At 67.7% G+C, this 16,388-nt stretch carries 20 protein-coding genes and 1 pseudogene; 11 read left to right on the forward strand and 10 right to left on the reverse strand.

Going from position 1 to position 16,388, the window contains the following annotated elements:
* Positions 1 to 145 precede the first annotated feature (145 nt).
* The 3 genes from MIC448_RS01850 to galU form a co-directional block, all read right to left on the reverse strand.
* Positions 146 to 1,054, reverse strand: coding sequence for a hypothetical protein (locus tag MIC448_RS01850; RefSeq protein WP_036295270.1), 909 nt, complete (start codon positions 1,052 to 1,054; stop codon positions 146 to 148).
* Between the two features lie 89 nt (positions 1,055 to 1,143).
* Entirely contained in the window at positions 1,144 to 1,785 is a 642-nt protein-coding gene (locus MIC448_RS01855; RefSeq protein WP_036295233.1) for a GNAT family N-acetyltransferase, read from the reverse strand.
* Between the two features lie 44 nt (positions 1,786 to 1,829).
* Positions 1,830 to 2,717, reverse strand: coding sequence for a UTP--glucose-1-phosphate uridylyltransferase GalU (gene galU / locus MIC448_RS01860; RefSeq protein ID WP_036295236.1), 888 nt, complete (start codon positions 2,715 to 2,717; stop codon positions 1,830 to 1,832).
* 104 nt (positions 2,718 to 2,821) lie between these two features.
* Here galU and MIC448_RS01865 point away from each other — a divergent pair, with 104 nt between their 5' ends.
* Both MIC448_RS01865 and MIC448_RS16680 read left to right on the forward strand, forming a co-directional pair.
* Complete coding sequence (locus MIC448_RS01865; RefSeq protein WP_036295273.1) at positions 2,822 to 3,418, forward strand: 5-formyltetrahydrofolate cyclo-ligase; 597 nt, start codon at positions 2,822 to 2,824, stop codon at positions 3,416 to 3,418.
* 23 nt (positions 3,419 to 3,441) lie between these two features.
* Positions 3,442 to 3,582: pseudogene (locus MIC448_RS16680) on the forward strand (FmdB family zinc ribbon protein); the annotation flags it as partial.
* A gap of 14 nt (positions 3,583 to 3,596) precedes the next feature.
* On the opposite strand, the gene MIC448_RS16685 reads toward MIC448_RS16680, so the two are convergent.
* Positions 3,597 to 3,845: a hypothetical protein gene (locus tag MIC448_RS16685; protein WP_051512926.1), complete on the reverse strand. Its 249-nt coding sequence runs from the start codon at positions 3,843 to 3,845 to the stop codon at positions 3,597 to 3,599.
* 17 nt (positions 3,846 to 3,862) lie between these two features.
* Here MIC448_RS16685 and mscL point away from each other — a divergent pair, with 17 nt between their 5' ends.
* Entirely contained in the window at positions 3,863 to 4,294 is a 432-nt protein-coding gene (gene mscL / locus MIC448_RS01875) for a large conductance mechanosensitive channel protein MscL (protein ID WP_036295241.1), read from the forward strand.
* Positions 4,295 to 4,536: 242 nt separating this feature from the next.
* Here the strand turns inward: mscL and MIC448_RS01880 are convergent, their stop codons facing one another.
* Both MIC448_RS01880 and MIC448_RS01885 read right to left on the reverse strand, forming a co-directional pair.
* Positions 4,537 to 4,761, reverse strand: coding sequence for a hypothetical protein (locus MIC448_RS01880; RefSeq protein ID WP_036295244.1), 225 nt, complete (start codon positions 4,759 to 4,761; stop codon positions 4,537 to 4,539).
* Positions 4,748 to 8,488 (reverse strand): DEAD/DEAH box helicase, encoded by a 3,741-nt coding sequence (locus tag MIC448_RS01885; protein ID WP_243419853.1) that lies wholly within the window; start codon positions 8,486 to 8,488, stop codon positions 4,748 to 4,750. Before MIC448_RS01885 ends, MIC448_RS01880 begins: the two co-directional genes overlap by 14 nt.
* A gap of 169 nt (positions 8,489 to 8,657) precedes the next feature.
* Between MIC448_RS01885 and MIC448_RS01890 the strand changes: the two genes are divergently transcribed.
* Entirely contained in the window at positions 8,658 to 9,173 is a 516-nt protein-coding gene (locus MIC448_RS01890; RefSeq protein WP_036295247.1) for a methylated-DNA--[protein]-cysteine S-methyltransferase, read from the forward strand.
* A complete protein-coding gene (locus MIC448_RS01895; protein ID WP_036295250.1) occupies positions 9,170 to 9,793 on the forward strand; it encodes a DNA-3-methyladenine glycosylase I in 624 nt (207 codons plus the stop codon). Before MIC448_RS01890 ends, MIC448_RS01895 begins: the two co-directional genes overlap by 4 nt.
* Before the next feature lie 89 nt (positions 9,794 to 9,882).
* Here the strand turns inward: MIC448_RS01895 and MIC448_RS01900 are convergent, their stop codons facing one another.
* Both MIC448_RS01900 and MIC448_RS01905 read right to left on the reverse strand, forming a co-directional pair.
* Positions 9,883 to 11,502: a cation acetate symporter gene (locus tag MIC448_RS01900; protein ID WP_051512928.1), complete on the reverse strand. Its 1,620-nt coding sequence runs from the start codon at positions 11,500 to 11,502 to the stop codon at positions 9,883 to 9,885.
* A complete protein-coding gene (locus MIC448_RS01905; protein ID WP_036295253.1) occupies positions 11,499 to 11,849 on the reverse strand; it encodes a DUF485 domain-containing protein in 351 nt (116 codons plus the stop codon). The genes MIC448_RS01900 and MIC448_RS01905 overlap by 4 nt, the downstream gene beginning before the upstream one ends.
* Positions 11,850 to 12,024: 175 nt before the next feature.
* On the opposite strand from MIC448_RS01905, the gene MIC448_RS01910 reads away from it, so the two are divergent.
* From MIC448_RS01910 to MIC448_RS01920, 3 genes are all read left to right on the forward strand, one after another.
* Positions 12,025 to 12,915, forward strand: a complete 891-nt coding sequence (locus tag MIC448_RS01910; protein ID WP_036295256.1) for a LuxR C-terminal-related transcriptional regulator — start codon at positions 12,025 to 12,027, stop codon at positions 12,913 to 12,915.
* Positions 12,916 to 12,989: 74 nt separating this feature from the next.
* Positions 12,990 to 13,346 (forward strand): Lsr2 family protein, encoded by a 357-nt coding sequence (locus tag MIC448_RS01915; protein WP_036295259.1) that lies wholly within the window; start codon positions 12,990 to 12,992, stop codon positions 13,344 to 13,346.
* Positions 13,347 to 13,472: 126 nt separating this feature from the next.
* On the forward strand, positions 13,473 to 13,757 hold the full coding sequence (locus tag MIC448_RS01920; protein WP_036295262.1) for a Fe-S cluster assembly protein HesB: 285 nt from the start codon (positions 13,473 to 13,475) through the stop codon (positions 13,755 to 13,757).
* 67 nt (positions 13,758 to 13,824) lie between these two features.
* On the opposite strand, the gene MIC448_RS01925 is transcribed toward MIC448_RS01920, so the two are convergent.
* On the reverse strand, positions 13,825 to 14,055 hold the full coding sequence (locus MIC448_RS01925) for a CDGSH iron-sulfur domain-containing protein (RefSeq protein ID WP_036295283.1): 231 nt from the start codon (positions 14,053 to 14,055) through the stop codon (positions 13,825 to 13,827).
* Between the two features lie 10 nt (positions 14,056 to 14,065).
* Positions 14,066 to 15,115, reverse strand: a complete 1,050-nt coding sequence (locus MIC448_RS01930) for an iron-containing redox enzyme family protein (RefSeq protein WP_036295286.1) — start codon at positions 15,113 to 15,115, stop codon at positions 14,066 to 14,068.
* 213 nt (positions 15,116 to 15,328) lie between these two features.
* Here MIC448_RS01930 and MIC448_RS01935 point away from each other — a divergent pair, with 213 nt between their 5' ends.
* From MIC448_RS01935 to MIC448_RS01945, 3 genes are all read left to right on the forward strand, one after another.
* On the forward strand, positions 15,329 to 15,490 hold the full coding sequence (locus MIC448_RS01935) for a hypothetical protein (RefSeq protein ID WP_199484397.1): 162 nt from the start codon (positions 15,329 to 15,331) through the stop codon (positions 15,488 to 15,490).
* Positions 15,491 to 15,493: 3 nt separating this feature from the next.
* The gene (locus MIC448_RS01940; RefSeq protein WP_036295265.1) at positions 15,494 to 15,796 is read left to right on the forward strand and encodes a hypothetical protein; all 303 of its coding nucleotides are present in this window, start codon (positions 15,494 to 15,496) and stop codon (positions 15,794 to 15,796) included.
* Positions 15,797 to 15,866: 70 nt separating this feature from the next.
* Positions 15,867 to 16,322, forward strand: a complete 456-nt coding sequence (locus MIC448_RS01945) for an SRPBCC family protein (RefSeq protein ID WP_036295267.1) — start codon at positions 15,867 to 15,869, stop codon at positions 16,320 to 16,322.
* Positions 16,323 to 16,388: the final 66 nt, after the last annotated feature.

A 16,388-nucleotide genomic window follows, 5' to 3' on the forward strand; every position in this document is an offset into this window, starting at 1 on the left:
CGACCAGGCCAAGGCCGACGTGAAGAAGGCTGGCGACAACGTCAAGGACGCCTTCAACTAGCAGAACTGCACGACGAAGCGGCTCGCACCTCCGGGGGCGGGCCGCTTCTGCGTGCGCAGCCGTTACCGTCGCGAACGACGGCGGTCAGCCGGCGCGCTGGCGCAGGAGAGCGCGAACGTGTGCTTCGATCTCGGCGTCGTCGACGACGCCCATGCCCGCGTACGGTGAGCGCGCCGGGGCAACGGATGCAGCGGGCGCTTCCTGCGCTTCCACCCGGGCGACCGTGCGGTCGATCCGCTGCGGGCGCGAGGGCGACTGCTGGCGCTCGATCTGCGTACGCAGGGCCTCTTCGCGGGCCGCGCGGCGCAGAGCCTCGCGAGCGTCGGCCGCGTCGAGCTGAGCAGCCGCACGCGAACCGTTGGACGACACCAGGGGCTGCGGAAGGGTCCGCGGCGTCCACTCGCGCTGCGGCATGGCGGGCGCGAGGTCCTGGACGGATGCTTCGCGCCGCACGGCGACGGGCTGCTCCGCGGCGCTGTCGGCAACGGCGGCACGAGCGGCAACATGCGCCATCCGCTGCAGCACGATCAGAGAGAGTCCGACCGAGGCCGCGCCGGCCCACAAGAATGTCTGCGCACCGCCCTGAACGACCTGCCAGATGCCGAATCCGGTGCCGCTCAGTCCGACGAGAAGGAGTGTCGTGGCGACGAGCCTCGCGCGTCGGCGTGCGCGGGCACGGCGAGCAAGCGGTGCGGATCGTGCGTGGGCGACCTGCTCGCGCAACTCTTCGAGCTCGGCGGACTGGTGTTCGGCTTGGAGGCGTCGCGCCAGGCGCTGCTGCTGGAGGGCCGTGCGAGCGTTGAGTTCGAGTCGCACCTCGCCGGGCGTTTCGCTCGTCTCGGCGAGAACCCGGATGGCCTGGTTGAGACGAACGGCGTTGCGTTCGGCGGCGTAATACTGGTGCCGGCTGTGCCACGTGGGCACGAGGTAGACGAGCCAGAGCGCGACGGCGACCAGAAGGATCACTCCACCGCCCAATACCTGCCCGCCCATGCCGACCACGGTATGCGAGCGCGCAGCGAACAGCGGGATGTACCGGGCGTGTCGCGCCGCTCAGGACCAACCGTTCAGAACTCTGTCGGTCAGGAGTCCGATGCCGCCGCGTTCCGGTCCGCCTCGGGGATGTTCGCCGCGTCGCGCGGCGTCTGGCCGCTGACCCAGCGCTCGAGCACCCCGTAGGGGACGTCCTCGCGCGTGAGGGCGAACGCGTAGTGATCGCGCCAGTCTCCGTCGATGTGGATGTAGCGACGACGCAGGCCCTCGTATCGGAAGCCGAGCTTCTCGACCACGCGCAGGCTCGCGGCGTTCTCCGGGCGGATACAGATCTCCATCCGATGCAGCCGCAGCTCGGTGAAGCACAGGTCCGTTGCCAGGGCGACCGCGGTCGGGGTGATCCCGAGGCCCGCATAGCTCTCGCTGACCCAGTAGCCGATCGTCGCCGAGGCCAGCGAGCCGCGGGCGATCCCCCACACGTTCAGCTGGCCGGCGACTTCTCCGTTGTGCTCCATGACGAGGGGCACACCGAGTCCATCACGGTACTGCTGCAACAGCCGGCGAATCCCGAGCCTCATATCGAGCGACACGACCCCGTCGGGGCTCGTGGCCTCCCACTGCTCCAACCAGCCCCGGTTATCGAGAAGGGCCTGTTGCAGAACGCGGGAGTCGCGGGATTTGATCAGCCGGATCGAGATCGGTCCGTGCTCGCGCGGAAGGGACAACTCCATGCCCACTCCTCTTGCGGGGCGGCGAAGCCGGTAAGACCTGAGGCTTACAGACCCGCCGCGAACTCCTTGAACCAGGGACGCAACTCGGGACCGAGATCCTCGCGGTCGGCGGCGAGCTGCACGATGGCCTTGATGTAGTCCACCCTATCGCCGGTGTCGTAGCGACGACCGCGGAACACGACGCCGTACACGCCGGGGCCGTTGGGGTCTGCGGCGACCTCCTGCAGCGCATCCGTCAGCTGGATTTCGCCGCCCTTGCCGGGCTCTGTGTGCTCGAGCACCTCGAAGATCGCGGGGCTCAGTACGTAGCGTCCGATGATGGCGAGGTTCGACGGGGCGTCCTCGCGATTGGGCTTCTCGACGAGACCCTTGACCTTGACGACATCCGCGTTGTCGGTGGACTCGACGTCCGCGGCGCCGTAGAGGTGGATCTGGTCGGGGTCGACCTCCATGAGTGCGACGATCGCCGCGCCGGTGCGCTCGTGCTCGGCCATCATCGTCGTCAGCAGCACATCGCGCTCGTCGATCAAGTCGTCACCGAGCAGGACGGCGAATGAGTGGTCACCGACGTGGTTCTTGGCACGCAGCACTGCGTGTCCAAGCCCCTTCGGCTCACCCTGTCGGACGAAGTGGATGTCGGCGAGATCGCTCGACTCGAGCACGCGACGCAAGCGGTCGTGGTCGCCCTTGTCCTTCAGCTTGACCTCGAGCTCGGGAACCGAGTCGAAGTGGTTCGCGACGGCGTTCTTGTTACGGCCGATGATGACGAGGATGTCGTCGATGCCCGCCTGGGCTGCCTCCTCCACCACGTACTGGATCGCGGGCTTGTCGACGACGGGCAGCATCTCCTTCGGCATCGCCTTCGTGGCGGGAAGGAAGCGCGTGCCGAGACCGGCAGCAGGAATGACGGCTTTGAACTTCATAGGAGGCATGTCGGCCATCGTAACGGGAAGCCGTGACGGAGAACCGCGCGTATTACCGGGGTTGACATCCGGCCCGACCTTCCCGCAACGCCACCGCGCCTAAGATGGTGCCCGTGTCCACAGACGTCGATCACGTCAAGCGGGCGCTTCGCGCGGACCTGCGCGAGCGTCGTCAGCTGCTCTCCGACGCGCAACGCGCCGACGCGGAGCACGCGCTCGCCGACCGTCTCGACCAGCTGGTGGAGCAGCACGGCGCCCGCTCGATCTCGTGTTTTCTCTCCATGTCGACCGAGCCGGGCACGCACGAGTTCGTCGATCGTGCGGTGGCCCGCGGCATCCGTGTCCTTCTTCCGATCAGCCGCTCCGATGGACTGCTCGATTGGTCGGTCGCCGTCCCGGGAGGCGACATCGCCGAGGGCATGTTCGGTCTTCCCGAACCGGTGGGCGAACTTCTCGGACCGATCGCCGTCAACGACGTCGACCTGATGATCATCCCCGCCGCCGCCGTCGACGCGACTGGCATGCGCATGGGCTGGGGACGCGGATACTTCGACAAGACCATCGGCTCGATGGAGCGCTGCCCGCCCGTCTACGCCGTCATCTTCGACTCGGAACTCGTCGACGAGGTGCCTCACGAGGTACACGATCAGCCCGTCTCGGGCGTGGTCACTCCGTCTCGAACCGTCACCTTTGCGCCCTCCGCGCGCTGAACCACGCCTGAACCAGGAGCACGATGCCCACCTACGCCTACGCCTGCAAGTCCTGCGGCCACCGTTTCGACGCCGTCCAGGCCTTCACCGACCCGACGCTGACCGAGTGCCCCGAGTGCGGCGGCGTATTGCGTAAGCAGTACGGCTCGATCGGCGTCACATTCAACGGGAGCGGCTTCTACCGCACGGACTCGCGGTCCGGCGACGCGAAGGCCGCGGCGGGCAAGTCCTCGGGATCGTCCGATGCGTCCGGTTCTTCCGCGAAGTCGGACTCCGGATCGTCGAGCTCGTCCGGCTCTGCCACGAAGTCCGATTCGGGCTCGGGCTCGGGCTCGGGTGGCGGATCGTCGTCGTCTTCGTCAGAATCGACATCGGGGACGAAGTCCTCGCCCGCCTCGACGGGTTCGTGAAGCGGGCCCCCGGGCACGCAGGGAGGAGCAACGCATGATCAAGGGTTTCAAGGAGTTCATCCTCCGCGGCAATGTCATCGACCTCGCGGTCGCCGTCGTCATCGGAGGTGCCTTCACCGCGATCGTCAACTCGATCGTGTCGAGCATCATCAATCCGATCGTCGCGCTGTTCTTTGAGGCTGATTCGATGGGCCAGTTCGGTCCGACGATCAACGGCATCTACGGCCAGCCCGTCACGTTCCCGCTCGGCGACCTGATCAGCGCAGTCATCAGCTTCTTCGCCGTCGCGGTCGTTGTCTACTTCGTGTTCGTCTATCCGATGAACCACCTCAAGCAGCGTGCCGCCGCTCGGGCGGGCCTCAGCGCGGCCGAAGACGAGCCGAAGCTCCCGACCGAGCAAGAGATCCTGGTGCAGATCCGCGATCTGCTCGAGAAGCAGCAGTCCGGCCCCTCGCCCCGCGCCTGACCCGCGCTGCATGCCGCTGCCGTGCCCGCATTTCCCACTTCTAGCGCTACATGTCCCACTTTCTCCCGGTAAATCATCGATATACCGAGCGAAAAGGGGACATGGGATGGTGGTGTGTCCCACTTTCTAGGGCTTGACACCTCTATACCGGGTAGAAGTGGGACATCGGACGTGGACGGGATGCTCACAGAGCTCGCTGGTGTGATGCCCGACCGAGCGGGCGACCTTCCTTGCCCGCTCGGTCAGTAGTGCGGCGGCACGTCCTGGCGCAGGCGGTCGTCGTTCGGTCCCGCGGTGCTCGCGTCGGGCTCGGGAGTCGGATCGGATGCCTCGTCCCGCGGCGCCGGCTCGGGTGTTGCCCCGGGCGCGGCTGTCAGCTTCGCCCGGCGTGCACCCGGCACGCGAACGACGCGCTGTCGCGAGCCCGCCTGCTGGTCCGGCTCGCCGGAGCCGTCAGCCGAGGCCATCGATCGGCTGGGTCGACGCCTCGACGGCGGGTGCGTCGGGCTCGACCCCGAGGATCGAGCCGATGCGCGCGGCGACGGCCGGAGCATCCGTGTACAGATCGAAGGAGTGCACGCGTACGTAGTGCCATCCGAGCCGCCGGAGCAGCTGCGGACGCAACCGCAGCGATTCGCGGAGCGACTCGTCGTGAGTCTCGGGGTCGCTCTCGACGACGACGGCCTTGCCGGCGTGCTGCGCGACGAGCGGCAGCAGACCGCGGTAGTGCACGTCGACCGAGACGCCGAGGCGGCGCAGCTCGGATGCGAGGCGTCGCGTGAGCGGATCGGCCAGGTCTTCGAGGCGGGCGTCGCGCTGGCGTGCTGCCATGCCGCCGAGGATCGTCATGAGGGTCGCGGCTCCGTATTCCAGACGTCCGTCGTCGAATGCGGAGGGACGGATGGATGACACGATCACCATCGAGCGTCGCGCCCGCGTCATGCCGACCGTCAGCAGACGTTCCCCGTCGGGGGTCGACAGGTCGCCGAAGTCGCTCAGCACGCGGCCGTGCTTGGTCAGTCCGTAGCCGAGCGAGAAGATCACGCGGTCGCGGCTCTCGGCGACCGACTGCTCGAGGGTGAGCACCGCGAACGGCTCGGCGGTGTCGCGCAGGGCGAACTCCGAGACATCCGATCGGCTCGCGAAGGCTGCGTTGACGGCCGCACGCACGCGCTCCGCGTGCCGCGCGCTGGCGGTCACGACCATGAGTGACTCGTCCGGCCGGTTGAGCGCGTGCTCGAGCACGAGCGTCACGACCCGCGTCACCTCGGTGTCGGGGCTCTCGACGGCGCCGCTGATCGGGTCGGGCGCGCCGAACCCGCCCTCGACGTAGTCGACGGTCAGGCTGCCGCGGCCGAGGTACGATCCGGCCCACGGCCACGACACGATCTCGCCGCCGTAGAAGGCATCGTTGACGAGCTCGGCCAGGTCTTCTCCACCGGCGCGGTAGCTGCGGGTCAGCGTGTAGACGGGCAGCAGGTCGGCCAACTTTTCGAACACCGAGACGTCGTCGAACGTGACGTCGGCTTCGGGTTGCGGCGCCGAACCGGCCGCCAGAGTGAACGGCGACGGACGCTGCGTCACCGGGTCACCGAGCACGACGACCTGTCGGGCACGGCGGATCGCCGGTGCGGCCTCGGCCGGGCAGATGGCCCCGGCATCCGCGATGATCACGGTGTCGAACATGACCGAGTCGGGGATCTTCGGCACCTCGTAGGGCGACGCCAGCCAGACCGGTGCGAGCGCGCGACCGAGGGTCGGAGCGCCGAGCGAGAGCGTTGCGGGTGTCGCGGTTCCGCGGGTCAGCAGCGCCTTGAGGTTCTCGGCCTCACCCGGTTCATCGACGATGCCGATCTTCCATTCGCGGGCGAGCTGCCACGACAAAATGGATCCGGATGCCGCGGCGTGCGCCTCGTCGACGAGTCGGAAGTCGCGTTCCAGACGATCGACGACGCTCGTGTTGGCGCCGAGCAGCGACTTGTCGGAGCGCAGCATGTGCTCGAGCGCCGACTGCCACCACGCGTACTCGAGCTCGGCCGCGACACGATCGGCCGGGACGTGCCGCACCGAGAGTTCGGCGAGCAGCCCGCCGAGTCCCAGACGCGCGAGTTCGGCGCGAAGGGCCGTCCGCTCGATCAGGTTGTCGAGGACATCGGATTCTGCGGCCAGGCCGGCGAGTGTACGCACCAGCGTGTTGACCGAGAGCGAGGCGAGGCGCTTGTCGCGGTCGCGCCCGAGCGGGGCGTCGAGTTCTGCCAGCTCGGCCGTGACCCGCTGCCAGGCGACGTGCACATCGGCGAGACCGAGGGGAACCTCGGGGGTGACCCCGATGTCGACGAACTGCTGCCACTGCGTGCGCTGACGCTGGATGCGCACGAGCGCCTCGTGCATATCGGCCACGTGGACGCCGGGGCGCACGTACTCACGCGCCAGGCGACGCAGGCGGCGCCGCTCCCCCGCCTTCATGCCCGCGGAGTCCCGACGCGAGCCGAGCGCACGGATGAGGTCGGCCAGCGGGCGTTCGAAGACGGTGGGGCTGAAGCGATCGAGCGAGTCGCGGATGTCGATCAAGAGGCGCAGGTATTCGCCGAGCTCGTCGATCGAGGCGAAGGGACGCATGCGCGTCTGCGCGATGAGCTCGAAGCCGCGCTCGAGCAACCGCGGAACCTCGGTCGTGTGCAGCCTCTGAGCGAGGGCATGCGCCGACTGCGCGGCATCCGTGCTCGCAAAGTTGACGCCGTACCAGGGTGAATCGCCGGGGCCGAAGCGGAATTCGCCGAGGGTTGCGGCGAGCTCGAGCATCCGCGCCGCTTCCGTGCGGTCGTTCGCGAGCTTCGTCAGCGTCGCGAAGTCGAACCGCGTGTCGACGGGGGCGATTCCGTCGGCGGCCGGCAGCGCGGCGAGAGCATGGAGCGTCTGCAGCGGGCTGACGCCGAGCCCCGGGACGGGCGTTGTCAGGCCCTTGCGGTACGACGTCAGCAACGCGCGCAAGCGCACGAGTGCGTCGTCGACGTCGCCGAGCTGGGGCGCCTTGGCCTTTTCATTGCGGGCGATCGCGCGCACGAGGTCACGGGCGGTGTTGGTCGGGGAACACGCGAGACCGGGTAGACCGACCTGACCGAGGCGATGCCGCACGCCCTCGATCGTCGAGCGACGCGCGCTAACGACCAGCACCCGGCGATGCTCGTGCACGAGGGCACCGATCGCGTTGATGACGGTCTGTGTTCCGCCCGTTCCGGGCAGCGTCGCGACGGCGATCGAGCGTCCCGCGGTGATCTGGGCGAGCACGCGCTCCTGCTCGGAGTCGGCATCGAGCAGCAGCGTGTCGGCGGCCGGCGGGCGATCGTCGGGCCCGACACTCTGCACCTCGCCCGGTTGTGCGGCAAGCGTCTGCCGATCTGCTGCGTGGCCCGCAAGGGCGTTCAGCACGAGTCCGCCTGCTCGCGCGGAGTCGCGGGCCATGCCGCGCGCGACATCGGCGAACGTCGAGACGATCAGACGCGGATGCACCGTGAACGTGTCGATGTGGGACGTGACCGACCGGAGCCGGTCGATGACCCGTTGCGGCTTGAACACGCCACCCTCGTGGGCGAGCGCGGCGAGCGCGGGACCGTCGAGGGCGATACCGAAGTGCTCACGCGCGACCGAGTCGAGCTCGGGGTTGATGTGGAATCCGCCGTGCAGCTTCAGTTCGAAGTCGGTGCCGTGGCGACGGATCGCCAGGGGCCGGAGCAGCACGGGTGCACTGTACGAAACACCGCCGATCCGCCAGCCGGCGAGACCGACAGCGAGGTGGACGGCTTCGATCGAGCGGACGGTCCGCAGCTCGACGTTCTTCGCCGTGATCGCCTCGGCCGCAAGCCGGGCGGTGCGCAGGGCGACCTCGTCGCGGAAGAGCCCGGACAGCAACGTCGACTGTCCCGTGATGAACTGCGGCAAGCTGCCGGGGTGCGCGTTGGTGATGTCGATTCCGGCGTCTGCGACGTCGACGAACTGCAGCAACGGAGAGCGTCCACCGAGCTCGGATGCCTCGGCGCGCAACCGCGATCGGAGCACATCCGCGACGTGCGCGACCTGCACGCCGGGCTCGGCGACACTCAAGCCATCGGGTGCGACGCCGCTGTTATCGGGCGCGCCGAACGAGGGGGACTCGTCTTCGCCCAGGTCCACGGCGTTGCCGTCTGCTCGCCACACACGGTCACCCTACGTGCGGACGGCGCGTCGACCGGTCAAGCGGGGCGGGTTTCGCGGGATTGCCGGGTTGGACAGGCCATCTCTCCTCCCCCACGGTCGTTATGAAGCATCCGTCCCCCGAATGCCCCGCGCGCGCTCGGATGTCGCGCGTCAGCGGCAGGATGGGCCCATGCCGCTTCGCTACACCACAACACCCACGCCGGTCGGCGTCGCCCTCGCCGTCGAGTCCGATGACGGACTGGTTGCTCTCCGGTTCGCTGAGGGATCACCCGAGCGCTTGTTGGATCAGATCATGGCGGCGCGGCGGGAACCCGCGGTGCGCGACGACGAAGCGCTCTATCCCGTGGTGACGCAACTCGAGCACTACTTCGCGGGCGAGCTCCGGTCGTTCGACATCCCTCTGGATCTCGCGGGTCTGACGCCCTTCACCCGCGCCGCGCTCGAGGCGATCCGTGAGATCCCCTATGGCGAGACCGCGGGCTACGGCGAGGTCGCGATCACCGCCGGCATCCCGCGCGCAGCACGTGCGGTCGGCACCGCGTGCGCCAACACGCCCATCTCGGTGGTGATCCCGGTGCACCGTGTCGTCCGGTCGGACGGATCGCTCGGCGAGTACGGCGGACGACCCGAGGTGAAGCGCGCGTTGCTCGCCCTCGAGTCGGGCATCGAGGGGGTCCTGGCATGACCGACGCGCCCGCGGCATCGTCGGACGATCTCGTGGTTGGCGACGATGGCCTGGCTCGCCCTCGATGGGCGTCGACCGATCCCCTCCTGCGGAGCTACTACGACGACGAGTGGGGCATGCCCGTCCGCGACGAACGCGGGCTGTTCGAGCGCCTGAGCCTCGAAGCCTTCCAGTCGGGTCTCTCCTGGGCGATCATCCTGCGGAAGCGCCCGGGATTCCGTGCGGCGTTCGCCGATTTCGATCCCGACACGGTTGCCGAGTACGACGACGCAGAGGTGGAGCGATTGATTGCGGATGCAGCGATCGTGCGCAACCGCGCCAAGATCCTCGCGACGATCGCCAACGCCCAGGCCACTGTCGCCCTTCGCTCGGACGGCGGTCTCGCCGACCTGGTGTGGTCGTTCCGGCCGAACGCCACACCCACCCCGCTGAGGTTCGCCGACATCCCTTCAACTTCCGATGAATCCCGCGCTCTCGCGAAGGCGCTGAAGGCACGCGGCTTCCGATTCGTCGGGCCGACCACCGCGTTCGCTCTCATGGAGGCCGTCGGGATCGTCGACACGCACCTCGTCGGCAGTCACCGGCGCGGGTCGAGCGGGGTGTGGCCGGCGTCGGCATAGCCAGCGCGCTCAACGACCGGGCCCCGTCACGAGGACCCGGTCGTTGAGCGAGCGAAGCGAGACGAAACGACGCCCCCGCCGAACCGCCGCTAGTGGTTCGTCGCCTTCTCGGCCCCGTAGCCGGTGAGAGAGCGCACATCCATCTCCGCGGCCAGGCGCCGATCCTCGGCCTTGCGCGAGGTGACCGAACCGAGCCAACCCAAGAAGAACCCGAGCGGGATCGACACGATGCCGGGGTTGTTGAGCGGCCACAGCGCCGTCCCGACCGGGAACACGCTGGTCTCTGTGCCCCAGAACACCGGCGAGGCGACGATCAGAATGACGGCCGAACCGAGCCCGCCGTACATGCTCCACACCGCGCCGCGGGTCGTGAACCCGCGCCAGAACAGCGAGTACAGGATCGTCGGCAGGTTCGCCGACGCAGCCACCGCGAAGGCCAGCGCGACCAGGAACGCGACGTTCTGTCCCTGCACGCCGATGCCGCCGATGATCGCCAGCACGCCGATCACGATGACCGTGCGACGGGCGACCTTGACCTCGCCGTCCGGCGGGACGTTGCCCTTCTTGAGGACGTTCGCATAGATGTCGTGTGCGAAGGATGCGGCGGCCGTGATCGTCAGACCCGCGACGACCGCGAGGATTGTCGCGAACGCGACCGCCGAGATGAACCCGAGCAGGATCGGACCGCCGAGCGCCAGGGCCAGCAGCGGAGCCGCCGAGTTGACCCCTCCCGGGGCCTCGCGAATGACGTCCGGGCCCACCAGTGCTGCGGCACCGTAGCCCAGCACGAGCGTCAGCAGATAGAACAGCCCGATGAGCCAGATCGCCCACACGACCGAACGCCGCGCCTCCTTCGCCGTCGGCACCGTATAGAAGCGCATCAGCACGTGGGGCAGACCCGCGGTGCCGAGCACGAGGGCGAGCGCGAGGCTGATGAAGTCCCACGGGTTCGCGCCGTACTGCAGCCCCGGCGCGAGGATTGCGTCGGGCGGCGTCGTGGTCGAAGCATCCACTGCCGCTCCCAGAAGCGTGTTGATGTTGAACCCGTTGATCGCCAGCACCCAGATCGTCATGACGATGGCGCCGCCGATCAGCAGGAACGCCTTGACGATCTGCACCCAGGTGGTGCCCTTCATGCCACCGATGAGCACGTAGACGATCATCAAAACCCCGACGACGGCGACGACGATCGACTGCCCGATCTGGTCGTTGATTCCGAGCAGCAACGAAACAAGCCCGCCGGCGCCGGCCATCTGCGCCAGCAGGTAGAAGAAGCAGACCGCGAGGGTGGTGATCGCCGCCGCCATCCGGACCGGACGCTGCGCGAGACGGAACGACAGCACGTCGGCCATCGTGAACTTGCCCGTGTTGCGCATCAGCTCGGCGACGAGAAGCAGCGCCACCAACCACGCCACGAGGAACCCGATCGAATAGAGGAATCCGTCGTATCCGTTCAGCGCGATCGCGCCGCAGATACCCAGAAAGGATGCGGCGGACAGGTAGTCGCCCGCGATGGCGAAGCCATTCTGGGGCCCGGTGAATGAGCGCCCCGCCGCGTAGTAGTCCGCCGCGGTCTTGTTGTTCCGGCTCGCGCGGATGACGATGAACAGCGTGATCGCGACGAAGGCGCCGAAGATCGAGATGTTCAGGACGGGGTTGTTTTCGACCGTCGTCGAGGCGGCCTCGAGAGCCGCGAAGATGTCGTTCACGAGGTGGGCTCCTGCTTCTCGAGGGCGTCACGAATGGCCTCGGCCTTCGGGTCGAGCTTGCGGTTCGCGAAGGCGACGTACGACATCGTGATCGCGAAGGTGGTGACGAATTGGCCGAGGCCGAAGATCAACCCCACCGTCACATCACCCCAGACGCGCGTGCCCATGAAGTCGGTCGCGAACGACGAGAGCAGGACGTAGACGAAGTACCAGAGCAGGAATGCGACCGCGAGCGGGAACACGAAGCTGCGTTGCGTGCGCTTGAGTTCCTGGAACGGGGCAGACTCCTCGACCGCGATGTAGTCGATCCCGCCGGGTGGGGCGGTTTCGGTTCTCGGATCACTCATGTGGCCTCCTTGCCATTAGTGCACGGTCTGCGCGAAGCCCGAAAGACGGCCGAATATCCGCCACGAGGGCACGACGGATTGGCCCGATCCCGAGCACTTTTCTTTCGCTCCGGCAGGTGTAGGGTCGACGCTACGAAGGCGGCGAGGATGCCGTCACCCCCGAAAGTAGGTAGTGATGCTTACCCAGGATCGGACTGACTCAGAAGCCTCGGCGCTGACGGGCGCCGTCCGCGAATTGGCGCGCCGGACGCATTTTCCGGTGTCGTTCGGCGGGCTCGTGAGCGACGGCACCGCGCGCATCGGCGCCATCTACGGCAGCCGCACACGTAGCCTCGACGGGCTCAGCGTTCAGGTCATGCGCGGCCTCGGCGGTCGTGCCATGGCCGAGCTGCGTCCGCGCGCGACGCCCGATTACGGCGCGGCACGACACATCACGCATGACTACGACAGGCACATTCTCGGCGAGGGCATCTCGACGCTGCTGGCGGTTCCGGTGATCGTCGGCGGGCGGGTGCGCGGGCTTCTGTACGGGGGCGCGTGGGCATCGACGAACGTCGGCGAAGTGGTCATGAAGCCGGCGTTCCAGGTGGCGGATGCCTTGGCCACCGAATTGCGTGTGCGTGATGAGGTCGAGCGGAGGCTGAGCGCCCTCGATGCCGGCCCGGGTCTGACGGGCGTCCCCGCAGCGTCACCGGCGCAGCATCCGTCGCTGCCCGCGGCCCATCGCGAGGAGTTGCGCGAGAGCTACGCCGAGCTGCGGACCATCGCCTCCACGATCACGGATCCGTCCGTTCGGGCGCGGTTGGAGCAGGTCGAGCAGCGCTTGGCGGTGCTCTCGGGGGATGGCGACGCGCAGCATCAGGCGTCCACGGTGACCCTCTCGCCGCGGGAAACGGATGTGCTCGCGTGCGCGGCGATCGGCGCCACAAACGCACAGATTGCGGCGCAACTCTCGCTGCGGGAGGGGACGGTCAAGGCGTATCTGTCGAGCGCGATGTCGAAGCTCGATGCCTCCACCCGTCACGCGGCCGTGACGAAGGCGCGGCGGAGCGGCCTGCTTCCCTGACGCCGAGCTTTCCGACCGCGCGAACAACCCACATCATCCCGCTGAAGTCGGGTCGCACGCGCTAAAGTGGCCTGATGGCCCGCAGAATCGTGCATCAGCTCGTCGACGACATCGACGGCACCGTCCTCGACGCCGGAGAGGGTGAGACCGTCCTGTTCTCGCTCGACGGCATCGCGTACGAGATCGACCTCACCGAGGCAAACGCAGGGGCGCTGCGCGACACGCTGCAGCCCTATGTCGCAGCCGCGCGTTCCATCTCTTCCCGCACGTCCGGTTCGCAGACCGCGGGCTCGCGCCCCCGCCGCCGATCGGGTCAGCAGGACTTCGGCGCCATCCGTCAGTGGGCTCGCGACAACGGCCACCAGGTTTCCGACCGGGGCCGCGTTCCCGCGAACGTCATCGAAGCTTTCGAAGCAGCCCAGGAGTCCTGAGCGGCGCACGAGCCCTGAGCGGCGCACAGCCGCAACATGGGAATTTCCTCCGCATGCGCGTGTGAGGTTGCAAGCCGCGCCGATTCTCGGAATCGTGGCCACCTCGACGAACGGAAGGAGAGCAGCATGCTGACACTCACCGAGAACGCGAGTATGGCAGTGAAGTCCATCGTGGAGCAGGTTCCGGATGCCCCGCAGGGCGGCCTCCGCATCCGCGACACGGGATCGGCCGAGACAGGATTCGAGTTGGGCGTATCGCCGCAGCCCGAAACGACAGACGCGGTGGTCGAGGTCGAGGGCGCACGCGTCTTCCTCGATGCCGGCGCGGCTTTGGCGCTCGATGACAAGATCCTCGACGCGCAGATGGAGCAAGACGGATCCGTCCGTTTCGCTCTCGCCGTACAGGGCTGACACATCGCAGCGCTGCACAGGCCCCCGATCTCTTCCGAGAGACGGGGGCCTTTGCGGTTAAGGCATGTCAGTCGTGATCGACCGGGTCCGTGCGGAAGCCGCTGAGTTTGTGCGTGCCGTCGCACCAAGGCTTGATGAGCGAGGCCCCGCACCGGCAGAGCGCGACCGTCCGCCGCTGAGGCTCGATGACCAGGCCGTCGGAGTCGACGATCTCGACGTGCCCGCGAACGATCAGCGGGCCGTCCGGGTAGGCCTCGATCGAGGGGGTTCCCCCCGTCGAGCCGTTGCTGTTCGTCATCCGTTCGCCCTCACACATCGCGGAGTGAGCTGCGGCCGCTTTCGAACGCCGCAAGCATTTCATCGCCCACCCAACCGTCCACGGTGAGGCATGCTGCGGCGCCGAACATGATGTCATCGAGCAGTTCAGGCCGATCCTCGGCGAGACCACCCGCGAGATCCCGTCCCGCGATCTGTTCGTGCACCGCGTCGGCTTCGACATGCTCATCGAAGTAGTGGGTGGCCTCGGGGCCGAAGCCGAGGCGGCGGAAGCCATCGCCGTACATGCGGTTCGGGAGCGACGAGGTCATCTCGAACGCCGCGAGATGACCGACGATGGCACCCACCAGGCGCCGATTCAGACCGAACATCGACATCATGTTGAGCGAGGCCAGGGTGACCGCGGGCACGGCGTCCAGATACGCCCCGTAGGTGTCGTCGAGTCCCGCTGCCCGAACGGTGCGCGCGAAGATTCGCGAGTGCATCCGCGACAGGTCGCCGGTGCCGTACTCGTCGGACTGGATCTCGACCAGGGCCGCTTTCGCCGCACCGGTCAGGCGAGGAATCGCCCAGGAGTGCGGGTCTGCCTCACGAAGCGTGTAGACGCTGCGCTGAATCAGAAACTCGCGCAGCTGTTCGCCCGTCGCCTTTTTCGCGATAAATCGCGACAGGCTCGGGCCTGGTGTCGGTGCCGTCAGCGCGAACAGGGCGCGAGCGACAGCATCCCGAGTGGGCGCCGGTGACGCGGGCACTTGAACACGCTCCCGCAGCGTCTCTTCGAAGGCGCGCTCCAGCATGCCGCGCGCGGCGATGAGCATGGGATGCCACTCCCAGCCCGCGTCGATGAAATCGAGGGACCCGTAGTGGCTGGCATAGAGCAAGAACAGTGCGAGCTGGATGTCGTCATCCCGCACGATGTCCGTGCTGATCTCGAGCGCTCGAGCCGCTGCGCCCGCCACATCGCCCGCCTCGGAGAGCGCCGGGTCCTTCCGCAGGATGGCCAGAAGCTGCGCGCTCAGCGGCCCACGAGGATAGAAGGACGCGGTTTCGACAGAGCGATCGGGGACGACAGTGGTGTTCACCCCACCATCGTCCCTCTCCTCGCGGATGCGTTCGCGGGGGTTGACAACCGTGATCGGACGGAGGTCGACAGAGCTGTCGCCCAGCGCGAGGCCGACAGGTGCAATGCGTGAACGGAGTGTGGTTGTCAAGCCCCCGACATGCGATTCGAGCCGCGCCTAGGGTTGCACCACTCCGTCCTCACGGGCGGTGCGATCGACACGAGGAGGAACGCCATGAGCGGAAACACCGGCGATACGCACAACACCCACGGCACGCCCGACCAGGGCGACACGGGCGCGCACGACGAGGCCGACACGGCTTCGGGCTGTTCACCCGAGCAGCCCGACACGACAGACGATCAGGGTCGTCCGGTGGACAACCCCTCGGGAGGATAAGCCGTGAACGCAGACGACAAGACCCGCTTCGCAGCGGGCGAGAACGACGAAGGCCCACCCCCGCCGCGGTCGACAGATCTTCCCGACTCCGGTCTCTCGGAAGATGATGCGGTCGAGAAGGACCGCTCCTACAGCCCGGCGAGTGAAACCGAGACCGAGCGCAAGCAGGACGATCCGCTGCCCGACACCATCGATGACGACATCGACGAGGACGACATTCGCGTCGTTCCGGGTACGGGCGGACCGGATGACGTCGGTGATGTCGACGTCGACCCGGCCGATCTGAACATGCCTGGCCGCTCGTAACCACCGCGGTCCGCGAGCGGACCTTCGCACCACGCACGACTACGAACCAAACTTCGAAGGAGTAACACCCATGAGCCAGATCATCGAGACAATCGACGTCGACGTTCCTGTCCGCACCGCCTACAACCAGTGGACGCAGTTCGAGTCGTTCCCGCACTTCCTGGACGAGGTCGAGTCGATCACGCAGAAGGACGACACCCACACGCGCTGGAAGGTCAAGGTCGGCGGTGTCGAGCGCGAGTTCGATGCCGAGATCACCGAGCAGCACCCGGACGAGCGCGTCGCGTGGAAGAGCACGGGCGGCGACACCCACCACGCCGGCGTCGTGACGTTCCACAAGCTGAGCGACAACGAGACGCGCGTCACCGTGCAGATCGATTGGGAGCCCGAGGGCCTGCTCGAGAAGGCCGGCTCGCTGATCGGTGTCGGCAAGCACGCCGTCAAGAAGGACCTCGACAACTTCAAGAAGTTCATCGAGTCCCAGGGCACCGAGACCGGTGCGTGGCGAGGCGACGTCGAGGCTTGACCCCGAGGGGAGGCTCGGCTTCCCCCTCTGAATCGTAGCGAACGGCGGGTGCGGATGTCTCGCACC

Origin of the sequence: Microbacterium sp. C448 (assembly GCF_000582705.2) — a bacterium.
Classification (GTDB): domain Bacteria; phylum Actinomycetota; class Actinomycetes; order Actinomycetales; family Microbacteriaceae; genus Microbacterium; species Microbacterium lacus_A.